Source organism: Butyrivibrio sp. AE3009, assembly GCF_000420845.1.
Classification (GTDB): Bacteria; Bacillota; Clostridia; order Lachnospirales; family Lachnospiraceae; genus Butyrivibrio.
The window spans coordinates 54,866-68,364 of the sequence record NZ_ATVS01000022.1; the positions used below are offsets into that span (position 1 = coordinate 54,866).

Consider the following 13,499-nt stretch of genomic DNA (forward strand, 5'->3'; position numbering starts at 1 on the left):
GAGGCAGATGCTATACTCATTTATATAACGTGCCCGGAGCAGGCATTTTGCTCTATTGACATGGGCAGGAACAGAAAGGTATTGGAATGGAATTACTGGAAGGATTAAATGACTCTCAGAGGGAGGCAGTTACAACTACAGAAGGATATGTGAGAGTTATTGCGGGAGCCGGCAGTGGCAAGACCAGGGCTCTTTCCCGCAGGTTCGCCTATCTGGTGATGGGGCTTGGTATCATGCCCGGTCACATTTTGTGCGTGACCTTCACCAACAAATCCGCCAATGAGATGAGGCAGCGTATTCATTACCTTACGGGGGATAATGACACTGGCTACATAAATACTTTCCATGGTTTCTGCGTGTCGGTCCTTCAGGAGGACAGCAGCGCAGTCAGTTATCCAAAGAGCTTCCTTGTTCTTGATAATTCTGATATTGATGACATTCTGGATATCATATACGAGGAGAGGCATCTCTCCATGCGGGACATGACCTACAGTAATGCCAGGGATATGTTCGAGATCATGAAGATCAAGGAGAGACCCGATTACTATCTTGATATGATCTCCATGTCCATCGATGAGTTAAAAGAAAAGTATGACAGGGCCACAGAGGTTAAGGACATTCTTTTTTACGGATATCTCTATCAGGAAAAGAAGTGCTTTGGCCTTGATTATAACGATCTGATAAAGTTCACACTATACATTTTTCAGCAGAATGAAGAGATCAAGTTAAAATGGCAGAAACGCCTTGAATACATCATGATAGATGAGTTTCAGGATATTGACGGCCTCCAGTATGAGCTGATGGAGGTGTTATCGGCTTATCACAAGAATCTTTTTATCGTGGGAGATCCCGACCAGACCATTTATACCTGGCGCGGGGCCAATGTGAAGTATCTATTGGATTTTGACAAGGGGCACAAGAATCTTAAGACCATAATGATGAACGACAACTATCGCTCCACACCTCAGATTTTGTCAGCAGTCAATTCACTTATAGATAAGAACACTCAGAGGATTAAGAAGGAGCTTACAGCAGTGCTTCCGGCAGGAGACAGCGTCCTGTGCCATATGGCTCCCAATACCACCGACGAGGCAGATTGGATCACCGGCCAGATGCTGGTGCTGAAGGGCATGGGCGTATCCTACAAGGATATGACTGTTCTGTACAGAGCCCATTATGTCACAAGGACCATAGAGGAGGGACTCATCAGGGAGAAGATTCCCTATACCATCTATTCCGGAGTGCAGTTCTTCGGAAGGCTGGAGATCAAGGACGCATTGTGTTACCTCCGAATGGTTGTTTACAAGGATGACATTTCATTTAGAAGGATCGTCAACGTTCCTAAGAGGAATATCGGAAAAAGACGTATGGCCTTTCTTGAGGAATACGCTGCGGAGCATAGATGCTCACTTTACACAGCTCTTAACGACAATATCGATAATGAGCTTATAAGGGGGACCGGTGCTAAGGGCTTCATCAGTCTTATCGAGGAGTTTGCCGAGAATTATCAGGGTGAAGCAGTATCCGAAGTACTGACTAAGATTTTGCAAAAGAGCGGCTATGAGGAGATGCTTCGTAAGGAAGGTGCTCAGGACAGGCTCGATAATCTAGCTGAACTTAAACAGTCTGTTTTCGAGTATGAGACCACCTGCGGCGAGGAGATAGGCCTTGAGGATTATCTTAAGCACATAGCTCTTTTTACCAATGCAGATGCAGAGGCAGGAAGTGAAGATAAGGTTAGGCTCATGACGGTACATGCCGCCAAGGGACTGGAGTTTCCTTATGTATTCCTCTGCGGTATGAATGAAGGTATTTTCCCTTCGAGGAAAATCCATACCCTTGAGGGAATGGAAGAGGAGAGGCGCCTTGCTTTCGTTGCCATGACAAGAGCTCAGAGGAGGCTCTTTATCTCAGAGGCCGGAGGAAGGAATTTTGAGGGTATTCCCAGATATCCTTCAAGGTTTATACTTGATATAGATGAGGACAAGCTGGAATTTACCGAGAAGCCGGATGAAGCAATGCTTACCAATGTCCGCAAGTTTATCGAGAATGATTCAAGGCATCTCAAGGGTGCCATGAAGCTGAATGTAATGGAACCCGGGACCAGGGTTGAACATTCGATATTCGGCGCCGGCATCATTGTCGATGTGAATTATGAAGAAGAGAGCTATACGGTTCAATTCGATGAGATGGATACACCAAGGCAGATCTCATGCAAAGTACGACTTAACAAACTGGAGGGCTGAGTTATGGATGAATTATTGTATGTCGTCGTATATATGGTTGTGATAGCAGTCATTTTGAGCGCAGTTAAGAAGTCCGCTGCCAATAAAAATGCCAATAAGGGACCGGTTAATAAAAATGTGATGACAGGGCCTATTACCGGTCAGACAATGGCTAAGTCCGCTAAATATGATACGTATAACAAACGTGGCAATACCTCCGGAGCGATGCCGCACAAGCACAAAGAAAAAGGTGTCTATGACACTTATAATAAGCGTCAGTATACTTCTATGGCCGATGCCTCCAAGCTTCCACCGGGATATATTCTTCTTAACGGAGAACCTGTTCGCGTGGCAGACCTTGAGGGAAAATAAATAATACTTAAAACACTTAACTGACAACCATGGTAAGGCCTCGAAAGGAGAGCGACATGAAGAAGGTAAAATGGGGAGTTTTGGGAACTGCTAACATTGCAAGAAACTGTACTATTCCGGGCATGAAGAAGGCGGAGAGCTGCGAGCTGTATGCCATTGCCGGAAGAAGTAAGGAGAAGGCAGAGAAGTTCAAGAAGGAATTTGGTTTTGAGAAGGCCTTTGGCAGCTACGAAGAACTGGTTTTGGATCCTGAGGTTCAGGCTATCTACATTCCGCTTCCCAATGATCTTCATATTAAGTGGGTTAACGAAGCTCTGTCCCATGGAAAGCATGTCCTTTGCGAGAAGCCTCTGGCCCTTAACGCCGATGAGGCAAGAGAGATGTTTGAAACCGCCGCTGAGAATGGTGTGATCCTTATGGAGGCCTATGCATATCTTCACAGTCCCTATGTGGAGAGCCTTAAGAAGGATGTAACCAGCGGAATTATCGGAGATATCGATTACATAGAGAGCGCTTTTCTTACCCAGGGCTACAAGGAGGACTTCAGGCTTCACAGGGAGCACGGCGGCGGAGCCATGTACGACCTTGGCTGCTATTGCACCACAATGATACTTAACCTGGTGGATTCAGAACCTTCCTACATCCAGGCTACAGCGGAGTTTACAGATCTTGGAGTTGACTTTCTTACAACCGCCATCATGGGCTTTGAAAACGGAGTAAGAGCCTCCTTTAATGTGGGAATGAATTTAGGAATCGGCACCAATTCCAGATTTGACAGGCTGTATATTCATGGCAGCAAGGGTAGCATCAGGTCTGATGTGGAGTACAACCAGGAGGGTGAGGTTAGCTATACTATCTTCAATCAGGATGGAACCACCGTGAGGAAGATCTCAGTTCCACAGAACTATGCCTTGGAGGTGGAGAACCTTTCAAGATGTATCCTTTCTGATGAGAAGCCCCATATTACACCGGAGTTTTCTATCAGGAACGCAGAGGTGATCGATCAGGTGCTGGATGAGATAGGTTTTTGGTTATAACAGGTGGCGAATATGATAACAGAAGAGATTAGAGACAGACTTTTTGAACTTCAGGATATCAAATACAGGGATTTTCAGAGCGGCCTTATTCCCGGTGTGGAAACGGAGGCTTTTATAGGAGTAAGGACACCGGAGCTGCGTAAGCTTGCCAAGGAATTTGCCAAGAAAGAAGAGATTGATGAGTTTTTGGATGAGCTTCCCCACAAATATTTTGATGAGAATCAGCTTCACGCTTTCATCATTTCCGGTGAGAAGGACTATGAGAAGGCCCTTGGGGAGCTGAATGCTTTTTTACCCTATGTAAATAACTGGGCCACCTGCGATCAGATGTCTCCCAAGGTATTCAAGAAGCATAAAAAAGAGCTTCTTCCGGAGATAGATAAATGGCTTAAGTCAGATAAGACCTACACCGTAAGATTCGCCATCGGAATGCTGATGGAGCATTTTCTGGATGAGGATTATGATGTGAAATATCCTGAGACAGTAGCACAGATCAGATCAGAAGAATACTACGTGAACATGATGATCGCCTGGTACTTCGCCACAGCCCTGGCCAAGCAGTATGATACTATTCTTCCTTTTATCGAAGGTAAGAAGCTCGATACCTGGACTCACAATAAGGCAATTCAGAAAGCTGTGGAGAGCTACCGTATTACACCGGAGCAGAAGGAATATTTGAAAAAACTGAAGATAAAGTAATTAACCCTCACCGAATAGTTAGTAATCTGATCCTTCGTTTCATTTTCTTATAACTCTCCCTCCATCTTTTTTCCATACCTGTATTATATTTTCAGATACATCCAGTGTTGCCCCGTCACTGCAGAGGATGTAGCAGTAAGAGCCATCGATAACCAGAGTATCTGTAGCAGGATCAATCTCGTGATATGAAGAATCCGGCGATATATCATCCATAGGCGGTTCATAGTGAGAACTGAAGAATACTGTATATGAAGCTATGAATATCATTGCTGCGACAGTGACCATAGAAAGGTCTTTATATAAGGACTGATTATAGTGCTTTTTGGATATTGCAAGAAAGCGTTCCTTAAGGTCTACGGGACAATTCGAAACAAGCGTAAGCGCATAGAGCCCAGAAGCTGATGAGTGGCCTGCTTTCGACGTGCTCTGATTCTTTATCACCATAAGCATTGTTTCCATATATTGAATGCGCTCACGATCAGACATGCCACCAATAGTCATCTGATCACACCTAAGTTCCATTGACTGTTCCATGTCTTTTCTGAAAATGTATACACAGGGATTCCAGAAAAACAGGCAGGTGACTACATTTGCCAGTATTTTTGTAAAGCAGTCGTGGCTTTTCAGGTGATTATACTCATGCCTCAGTATGTAGTAGAGCTGAATATCTGAATAATTATCGCTGCAGTTTGTTGGAAGAACGATACTTTTTTTTAATATGCCCATGCTAAGAGGGCTGCCCAGATGGTCTAATTCATAGAGGTCTATCTTAAGTGCTGTTGAATTCTCGGCCTGTATCTGACTAAGGACCCTGTAGGCCTTGTCGGATGGCTCTAACGGCTTTTTCCTTGCAAAAGAGGAAACCCTGATATAGGTAAATATAAGCTTTGTAAGTAAAAAAAAGCTTATTGCTATATAAAGAGCAGACAGGATCTGGTATCCATGAAGGTTATGTTTCCCCAAGAAAAAATCCCTGAAAAACATGATGTCAATTATGGGATTAAAGAACCTGCTGCTTATGCAGATCGCCCATGGAGATTCAAGAGGGAGCAACAGTCTTATAAGGCATAAAAAATAGATGAAGCATATAGCCCTTGTGCTTAAAAGCCTTAGCTTCATGAGCTTCTTTCTGAGATAGTAAAAAAGAATAATAAAAATACTGGTATATAACGCACAGAACCAAAAGTCACAGAACAATTCAAGGTTGCTCATTTAATACGTCATCTTTCCTGTTTATTTTTTTCTGAAGATTCTTTCTTAAGATTGTCAATGATTTCCTGAAGACTCTCAATGAGTTCTTCTCTTGAGTCTTCGTCTTCATCGCCGTCATTCTTGATCATCGCCATGGCAATGTTGCCAAGGGATCTGAAGGTAAGCCCACCTGCCTCCAACAATCTGGCTGCATACTCTTCCTGCGTGATGGAATAGGTGAACCTGCGGGCATACTGAGTGTTGTACTGCTCAAAGCCGGAAACCTTAATGAGATCCTTGTCTATAAGACTGTTGATGGTTCGGAAAATGTTTAGCTTATTCCAGTCTGCATCATCAAGTTTGTTAAGCATCTCAATACTGGTAAGACCGGTATCGGAGCTCCACAGCAATTCCATAATAGTCTTTTCTCTAGTGTTTAATGAATATGATTTCATAAGCTGATTCCTCAAAAATGGCAGTTGACAATATTATTATAAAACAGATTTAGAACATGTCAAGGTAATGTCAAAAAAAGATAATAGTATTGACAATGATGAAAATAAAAATATAAAATGTGATAGCAGAGATTTATCAACTAAATAAAAAACAGGGGGAAATGTGCATGAAAATGAAGTATTTAAGAGGCATCAGCTTTTTGATGGCTCTGACTGTGTTTATTACACAGAGTAACATCACAGCTGTTGCTGGGGACGCGGCAGATGGCGAGGATTTGGATCTTGCCGATGCGGATGATGAAATCACGTGGGAAGAAGGAGAAGACTGGAATGTTTTCCGGGAAGAAGATTCTGATGAAGAAAGTGGGGATATTTATCAGAATGAAGATGATATAACATATACCGGAAAAGCAGCTAATGAAGCCGTAGTTATCAGTGAAATAGAAGAATGCAGAGATGAATACAGTAAGGAATACATTCTAAGTGACGATTCCAGAGCTGTATTTTATTATGATGAGCCTGTTCACTATGAAGATGAAGAAGGCTCCTGGAAAGAAATAGATAACAGTCTTGTGGCTACAAATGAAGGCTATGAGAACGCTGACAATGCTTATCATGTACTCTTTACTGACAGCGATGAAAGTCAGGGAGAGGTCGTTTTTGAAGAAGATGGCTATACCGTAGATTTTGAATACGTTGATGATATAAATGATCAGGATGATTTTCTAAGCAGCTCCCTTATCGCAGAGCAGTCTGATCCGGGAATGGATCTGTTTTCCTTTAATGATGAGAATGAAGATAAGAAATTGAAAGTAAGTCTTAGTTTAGATGAAGGCTCTTTTAATGCTACAGAAAACAAAGAGTGTTCAGAAGACTCCATAGGTGATTCCGTAAACGAAAGTAATGCAGATCCTGAGCCTTATATCATTCCATCTGCTACGGTAACCTATGAAGGCTATGAGAACGACGTTGCTCTTGAATATTCGCCTTCATCAAGCGGCGTAAAAGAGAACATTATCCTAAAAAGTTCTGATTCCGGAAACAGCTTTTCTTTCAGAGTAAGGCTTGAGGGGCTTAAGGCAAGGATAAGCTCTGCCAATGAAGTAGAACTGTATGATGAGGAGACTAACGAGATAAAGTATTACTTCCCTGCGCCCTTTATGGAGGACAGTGAAGGAAGATACTCCGATAAAGTAGTATACAGTATATCAGACACAGCTCCTGTAGATTCAAATAAAGGTGCTGATAAAGATAAGGCAGAGCCAACAAGTGAAAATGATGAAGACGACATATCCATAGAAGTTGAAGATGCTCCTGTAACTGAGAATTCTGGCGACGAGTCTGAGAAAGACCTGGTTACGTCTGAAACTGAGGAAACACCAAATGAGACAGAGGAGACTATTCTGGAAGAGAATATAGCGGAGGATACAGAAGAGGAACTTCTTCTTGATGAGACCAAAGATATAGATGAAACTGCTGCTACAGATGCTTGTGATGATGACTTCATATATCTGACGCTGACCGCTGATGAGGATTTCCTTTCATCAGCACAGTATCCGGTAGTTATTGACCCAGTAATAAACAAATATGAAAAGGATAGAAAGGCAGTATCTGCCTGCTATGCATCCGATGAGAATAATACGACTAAGACTGATTCCACCACATTATATGTTGGTAAAAAGAATAACGTCAGCTATACAACCTGTATCTGGTTTGAACTTCCATATATCAGTCCCGGTGCAGTGATAACTGATGCAAAGCTTTATCTTAACGGAAAGGCAAGCGATACCAATAAAAACTATATAGTAGCAAAGAGGATAACTTCAGCCTGGAATGATGGGGACACACCCGGGGAGGCTATGCCTTCAATTGACACTAAGGTTATTGACTATACAGTTACAGGAGGTTATTTTAACATAACAAAACCAGTCAGGGAGTGGGTATACGAACAGAGTGATAACTACGGCCTTGCTTTTATGACTTACGATGAAGACTTTGGAAAACAGGATTCCATAAAACTCCAAAAAGGGAATAAAAAGCCATTTCTCAAGATAACTTTTAGAAATACCTATGGTCTGGAATCGTACTGGAGTACCCACGATGCATCTGCAGGTACGGCGGGGAAAGCATCAATAAATGACTATACCGGTACACTTACAGTTGTAAACACCTCTGTTCATACTGAAGGCTTAAGGATGCCTTTTAACATTCAGAACATATATAACTCCAATCTTGAAGAAGGAAAGCGCTGGACCCTTAATTATGACCAGAGGATCGTTATACCTTCTGACGAGCTTGATGTCTCAGTATATCCATATATCTACATAGATGAGGATCAGACCAGGCATTATTTTAAGGCCAAGAATATCTCATATCTTGAAAACGGTGTAAAAGCAACAGCTTCAAAGGATGGGGCTTATCCTGCTGCAGAAGATGAGGATGGTTTAAAACTGTACATTGTACCTGTCAAGGATAAGACTCTTAAGGATACTTATCCTCTAAAACTGATCAATAAAAGCTCATCTACAGTAAAGTACTTTGACAAAAACGGATGCCTTGCGCTTATCACTGATTCCAATAAATATGAAAATGGGAAAAATCCAAAAAACAAGAATAACAAAGAGATAGAAAGGGAAAGAAACGAGATAGCGCTTACTCTGGAAGCATATGGTGAAGTTACTGAAGATTTATCAGGTTTTGACGAACTTACAGAGAGCCTTTCCAGAATCAAAGAATTATCTGGAGGAAAAGAAAAATTAAAGACTATTTCAGATGCCATTGAGTCTGAAATCATAAATGGTATAAGCATAACTGACTCACTGTGCTCCGGTGCCAGGGCTAAGACTGATATCCGTATTGCTACTAAGTTGCAGAACATAAAAAAGAAGCTTCAGCAGCAGAAACTGTATCTATCGGAGGGAAAGCGATCGAATCTTATATCATCTGCAGGAAATGCAGTTAAGGCTGCAAATGAAATTAAAGCACTGGCAGAAGAGATGATTCCGCAAGAGTATCATATCACTTCTGTTACAGATGCTGTGGGAAACAGATCTGAACTTAGTTATGATGAGCAGGACAGGCTTTTATCAGTAACAGATCCAAGGCATGATGGTAAAAATAAGTATTCATACAATGATGGTGATATTACAAGAATCGAGTACTTAAAGGAAGAGGGCGGTTCCTGTTTAAAAGAAGCAGTATATAACTATGAAGATGGATTTCTTTGCAGTATGCAGGATGATTCCGGTTATAGTATTAACTTTACACATGCAGGTGGAAGGATTGTACAGGTAAGCGAAGCGCGGGGCGGAAAAACTGGTCAGACCTATTCGATAAACTATGGCAATAACAGCACAGTGACATACCGATTCAGTGGAAAGAATGATTGTTATGGTGATGGCGATGATGTATTCAACACGGAAGTCTTTGATGAAAAGGGACGTGTTGTATCTGTTTATTCCCAGAACAGTAAAGGAGAGGTTATTGGTGCAAATGCAGTTACCTATACGGATGGGGTAAAGCACTATGCCAAGACTTCATTTGATGACCAGAGGCCCTCTAAGGCTGTTAACCTCATTGATAATTCCGGATTCGAGGATGAAAGGGATTTTTGGATAATACCGGAAGGGTGTAGCGAAAATGTTAATCTTCATGCTGACGATAAGGTATATCTTGGAAAAAAGGCAGCCAGAATCAACATATGCAAAGAGGATAAAGCTGCATTCTTTTATCAAACAAAAGAAGTACCTGCAGGAACATACACAATCTCATATGTGATTCATACCAGTGGAGAAGTCGATGGCGGAGCTGTCATTTACCAAGAGTATTGTATGGAACCGGAAAAAGGACAGACCTTTTCAAGATACGAAGAGGATGATTTTAAAAGGTTTTGGACTACATACACTTTTGATAATGACACCAAGATTTATATTTATATGTGCGCTGTCGGTGATGGCACAGCCTGGTTCGATAATATCCAGCTTGAAAAAGGCAGTAAGCCAACAAGTTACAGTTCCACTGAGACAACAAGCTCATCAGCTGCCCAGGATGATGCTGAAGCTGATGAAGGAGTGAGAAATAAGGTAAAGGATAATGCCGTATCAGGAAGGCCAACCCATAATTATCTTTTGAATCACAGTTTCGAACGAAAAGGTTTATGGGAGGGAGATGGCGTATTTGACAGTGCAAAGGCTCCATATATCGGAAAATATGCTCTGAACTTTAATGCGTCAAAGCTTGATGGACAGAAAACTGCAGAAACACAGACCATAAGTAATCTGAAATCGGGATCATACACTTTTTCCTGCTACGCGAAGGGGATAAACTTAAACGACGCCAAAGGATGGCTATCAGTAAGAGATGGCAATGAAGAGCTTGCTGTAAGTTCGGCTATATCAGAGACAACAAGTAAAAAGATAGGAGATGGATGGGAGAGACTTTCGGTATCATTTGATCTTAAACATGAAAGCGATGTGACAGTTTGCATAAACGCTAAGAGGACCGGAGACAAACCTTCAGGAGCGCTTGTTTTCGACTGTGCTCAGCTAGAGAATGGAGATCTTGCCAACGATTACAATATACTTGAAGACGGCAATTTCGATAATCCTGACGGAAGTCTTCCTGATGAATGGAAAAATTTCAAGAACGTAAAATATAGTGATGAGATAATAAAAGACGGCATTGATGGTGATAACTGCTATCACATAAAGGGAGAACCAGGGAAGGACAAGTATCTTAAGTGCAGCGTGGATCTTGGGAAAAAGACAGCTTCTTATATCTTCTCAGGCTTTGTGCGAACGGATACAACCCCAATAAGGACAAACAGGGTGCTTACGGTAGAGGCCTATCATAAAAGCGATGCGCAGGTCCTTAAGTCGACTCTGGAGCTTGATGACTACAGCGAAGGCTGGAAGTATTTTACTCTTATCCTTCCTGCACACCAGTGGGGAAAGACTGAGTTTTCTATAAATTTTTATGATAACATCGGCGACATTTATATAGACGGTCTTCAGCTGTCAAAAGTAAATATTCAGAGTAAAAAGTATGACAGCAGTGGAAGGGTACTTGGCGTATGTGTTTCTGAAAAGCAGACTGCTTATGGTTATGACACCTACGGACGTATGAACAAAAAGGTTACACCTGGTGGGGTAACTTATAAATACAACTATGATTCTACGAATAACAATACGAGTGTAAAGGCAAGCGTTGGCCCTTCTGCCCATATGACATATGATAAATACGGAAACCAGAAGACGGTCTCGACCCATGTGGACATTACAAGGGATGAGGAGGGAAATGCTACAAATAAGCCACTGGAACTTCATACATCTTGCTCCTATTCGGATGATGGGAATTATCTTTCCTCAAAAACAGATGAATCAGGAGAAGTCACTTACTACGAATATGACTCTAATAGAGGGTTTCTGCTTTCTGAGGAACAGCCAGGCTATGACACTTGCTACTGTATTGAAGACTATGACCTTGGCTTTATAGAATCAGTTAAGAACAAAATCGATTACTGGCTTACAGGAGATGTAAAGAAACGCATTACTGTAAACTACGAATATGGTAAAGATGACAGAATCACGGGGGTTACAAAGACGGATGGCAGTGCGACTCGTACTGTAAGTTATAAATATAAGAATGATTCTGATCTTGAGAGCATAGAACATAATGGTTTTACCTATGGCTATGAATACGACGACTTTGGAAATGTAATAGCCACAACAATTGCTGGCATACCGATTCAAACCAATAACTATGGTGATAATAATGGCAGCCTTAAAAGTACAACATATGCTGATGGCAGGACAACAACTACAAAAAGCGATGAGTATGGAAATATATCAGAAGTAAGAAGTACTCTTGAAGGCACAGAGGATCATGTGGACAGCTACAGATATTACAATGATGGTAATCTTGCGGTTCACAGAGATGAATATACAGGTTTTGAGACAAACTTTGCCTATGGTGATACAGGGAAAGTCACAGACTCTGCCGTAACCGGATCAAAGGAAGGCATAGACTGTTACAGCAGGCTCTGGTATATCTATAATACTCTGGGCAAGGTGGAGAATCTTAACGAAGAAATAAAAGAAGGTAACAGCAGGCAGATAAAGAGCTATGTGTATACTTATGCCAAGGATGGCAATAATGCAAAAAATATTTTCCCGGATAACAGTTTCAAAAAGTATGGATATGACAGTTTAAGACGACTCAAAGCTACAGAGTATTCTCCCAGGGAAAAGGCTGTTGTATCAAAGCGGCTTTTCACTCATGTGGGATACAAGAAAGCAGAGGCGTCCTCAAAGTCATATACAGGAACCCAGAACAGAGTTGAGACCTATGCAAACACCATTGGAAAATCGCCAAAGACCATAGATTCATGCTTTACATATGATTATGACGACAGGGGAAACATAACCGGTATTCAGGAAGAGTACAATGTTCCATATAGTCGTACTGTAGCAATCATTGAACCGACAAGGACCTACAACTATGATGCTTTTGGACAGGTGGTCAGAGCAAAAGAAGAGTATAAGGATGGAACTGTAAAGTACTATTACTATACTTATGATGCCGGTGGAAATATCATTTCCGAGCTCGTACATGATAACGACAAGAATGAAGATGATACAGGGGAATATGTTTATGATGCTGTTTGGAGAGACAAGCTAATAAGCTATAATGGAAATGAGATAATCTATGATGATTGCGGCAATCCCAAAAAGTATCTTGGCTATGACATGTCCTGGGATACCAGTAGCGGAAGCCTTTGCATGGTCTCAAACAGTGATCATTCATATGAGTACAGCTATTTTAGTGACGGACAGAGACTTTCAAAGGATGTTGATGGAAAAAAGACTGTATACATCTACAATGCAGGAATGCTTCTTGCTCAGGAGACTGATGAGTACAGACTAAACTTCTATTACGATGCTGACGGTTTGGTAACAGAGATTGGCTACCAGGAAAAAGAAAATGGAGAGTATTCCAAAGAAACCTACTATTTCTATACAAGAAATGGTCAAGGCGACATCATAGGAATCTATAGGTGCAGCGATTCAACCCTTGTTGGAACCTACGAATATGATCTCTGGGGCAATCCAGTATCAAAGACTGAGAACGTCTTTACCACTACGATTAAGAAGAAGGAAGTTACCATTCGGGATGAGCAGGGGATTCTTGACAAGAACCCGCTTCGTTACAGGGGATACTATTACGATGAGGAGACAGGATTCTATTATCTGAATGCAAGGTACTATAATCCTAAGGTGCATAGGTTTATAAGTGCAGATTCACAGATAGCTGGTGTATCTTCTGATGTAAATGGCTTCAATTTATTTGCATACTGCGATAATGATCCGGTAAATAAGATAGATGATTCCAGAATGTGGCCGCAAATGAGCAATGAGCAGAAAATAGGCTGTGGATTGGCTATTGTTGCAACCATCGCTTTAGCAGCGGGAATAGCAGCAATTGCTCCTGAACTGGGCATATCAGCTTGTGCTTTGCAGACA

7 protein-coding genes are annotated in these 13,499 nt (G+C 41.7%); 5 read left to right on the forward strand and 2 right to left on the reverse strand.

Features of this window, described 5'->3' with window-relative positions:
* Positions 1-86 precede the first annotated feature (86 nt).
* Genes G588_RS0112040 through G588_RS0112055 form a run of 4 tightly spaced genes read left to right on the forward strand, consistent with a single transcriptional unit; the run spans position 87 to position 4,333 of the window.
* Positions 87-2,246 (forward strand): ATP-dependent helicase, encoded by a 2,160-nt coding sequence (locus G588_RS0112040; RefSeq protein WP_022778992.1) that lies wholly within the window; start codon positions 87-89, stop codon positions 2,244-2,246.
* A gap of 3 nt (positions 2,247-2,249) precedes the next feature.
* The gene (locus G588_RS0112045; RefSeq protein ID WP_022778993.1) at positions 2,250-2,597 is read left to right on the forward strand and encodes a hypothetical protein; all 348 of its coding nucleotides are present in this window, start codon (positions 2,250-2,252) and stop codon (positions 2,595-2,597) included.
* A 56-nt stretch (positions 2,598-2,653) separates the two neighbouring features.
* A complete protein-coding gene (locus G588_RS0112050) occupies positions 2,654-3,634 on the forward strand; it encodes a Gfo/Idh/MocA family protein (protein WP_022778994.1) in 981 nt (326 codons plus the stop codon).
* Between the two features lie 12 nt (positions 3,635-3,646).
* Positions 3,647-4,333: a DNA alkylation repair protein gene (locus G588_RS0112055; protein WP_022778995.1), complete on the forward strand. Its 687-nt coding sequence runs from the start codon at positions 3,647-3,649 to the stop codon at positions 4,331-4,333.
* A 39-nt stretch (positions 4,334-4,372) separates the two neighbouring features.
* Here G588_RS0112055 and G588_RS0112060 read toward each other — a convergent pair whose 3' ends face one another.
* On the reverse strand, positions 4,373-5,545 hold the full coding sequence (locus tag G588_RS0112060) for a M56 family metallopeptidase (protein WP_022778996.1): 1,173 nt from the start codon (positions 5,543-5,545) through the stop codon (positions 4,373-4,375).
* 8 nt (positions 5,546-5,553) lie between these two features.
* Positions 5,554-5,979 carry a BlaI/MecI/CopY family transcriptional regulator gene (locus G588_RS0112065; protein WP_081644340.1) on the reverse strand — a complete coding sequence of 142 codons (426 nt, stop codon included), beginning with the start codon at positions 5,977-5,979 and terminating at the stop codon, positions 5,554-5,556.
* 167 nt (positions 5,980-6,146) lie between these two features.
* Here G588_RS0112065 and G588_RS0112070 point away from each other — a divergent pair.
* Positions 6,147-13,499, forward strand: a 7,353-nt coding sequence (locus tag G588_RS0112070) for an RHS repeat-associated core domain-containing protein (RefSeq protein WP_026668754.1), incomplete at its 3' end; no start/stop codon positions are given.

Coding starts and splice junctions, on each gene's coding strand:
- G588_RS0112040 (WP_022778992.1), top strand. CDS start 87: ATGGAATTACTGGAAGGATTAAATGACTCTCAGAGGGAGGCAGTTACA.
- G588_RS0112045 (WP_022778993.1), top strand. CDS start 2,250: ATGGATGAATTATTGTATGTCGTCGTATATATGGTTGTGATAGCAGTC.
- G588_RS0112050 (WP_022778994.1), top strand. CDS start 2,654: ATGAAGAAGGTAAAATGGGGAGTTTTGGGAACTGCTAACATTGCAAGA.
- G588_RS0112055 (WP_022778995.1), top strand. CDS start 3,647: ATGATAACAGAAGAGATTAGAGACAGACTTTTTGAACTTCAGGATATC.
- G588_RS0112060 (WP_022778996.1), bottom strand. CDS start 5,545: ATGAGCAACCTTGAATTGTTCTGTGACTTTTGGTTCTGTGCGTTATAT.
- G588_RS0112065 (WP_081644340.1), bottom strand. CDS start 5,979: ATGAAATCATATTCATTAAACACTAGAGAAAAGACTATTATGGAATTG.